General features: G+C 53.5%; 1 rRNA gene (only partly in view). It reads left to right on the forward strand.

Annotated features, from left to right (window positions below):
• The first annotated feature begins 251 nt into the window (after window positions 1–251).
• Window positions 252–1,275 (forward strand): 23S ribosomal RNA (locus ACPEH0_RS14665) (it continues 1,614 nt past the right edge of the window).

Genomic DNA, 1,275 nt, shown 5'->3' on the forward strand with positions numbered 1-1,275 from the left:
GTTCTGGAACGGTTCGGGGTGAGGCTTCTTCCACGTGCACGCTGTTGGGTCCTGAGGGACCGGATGATGAGTCCGAACCTCTGGGCCTTTCTTGTGCCGGCTGTGGCTGGTGGCGAGGGAGGTACCGCCCGTACTTTGAGAACTACACAGTGGACGCGAGCATCTTGCGAGCTGATCTTTAGGGATTGGTTCGTGATAGATGATCTTAAAGATCATTAGTCAATTTCGAATTGACGATTCAACTCATGTGATTTCAAGTCTTTAAGAGCAAACGGTGGATGCCTTGGCATCTGGAGCCGAAGAAGGACGTAGCAATCTGCGATAAGCCTCGGGGAACTGATAAGCAAGTTTTGATCCGAGGATGTCCGAATGGGGAAACCCCGCTGGGCGGCGTGCCGACCTAGTGACTCCCGCCTGAATATATAGGGCGGGTAGAGGGAACGTGGGGAAGTGAAACATCTCAGTACCCACAGGAAGAGAAAGCAACCGCGATTCCGTTAGTAGTGGCGAGCGAAACCGGAACAGGCTAAACCTAGCGTGTGTGATAGCCGGCAGGCGTTGCACGTTGGGGGTTGTGGGACTTTTCAGACAGTTCTGCCGATCTGTCGGCGTTACAAGAAGGTATAGACGAACCGCATTGAAAGGCGGGTCATAGAGGGTGCCAACCCCGTAGTCGAAATGCTTCTCTTGACGCGAAGAGTATCCCAAGTAGCACGGGGCCCGAGAAATCCCGTGTGAATCTGTCAGGACCACCTGATAAGCCTAAATACTCCCAGATGACCGATAGCGGACAAGTACCGTGAGGGAAAGGTGAAAAGTACCCCGGGAGGGGAGTGAAATAGTACCTGAAACCGTTTGCTTACAAACCGTTGGAGCACCCCTGGTAGGTGTGACAGCGTGCCTTTTGAAGAATGAGCCTGCGAGTTAGCGATATGTGGCGAGGTTAACCCGTGTGGGGTAGCCGTAGCGAAAGCGAGTCTGAATAGGGCGATTCAGTCGCATGTCCTAGACCCGAAGCGAAGTGATCTATCCATGGCCAGGCTGAAGCGACGGTAAGACGTCGTGGAGGGCCGAACCCACTTAGGTTGAAAACTGAGGGGATGAGCTGTGGATAGGGGTGAAAGGCCAATCAAACTTCGTGATAGCTGGTTCTCTCCGAAATGCATTTAGGTGCAGCGTTGCGTGTTTCTTGCCGGAGGTAGAGCTACTGGATGGCCGATGGGCCCTACAAGGTTACTGACGTCAGCCAAACTCCGAATGCCGGTAAGTGAGAAC

This window comes from Microbacterium sp. NPDC079356 (genome assembly GCF_049545465.1).
Lineage (GTDB): Bacteria > Actinomycetota > Actinomycetes > Actinomycetales > Microbacteriaceae > Microbacterium > Microbacterium gawkjiense.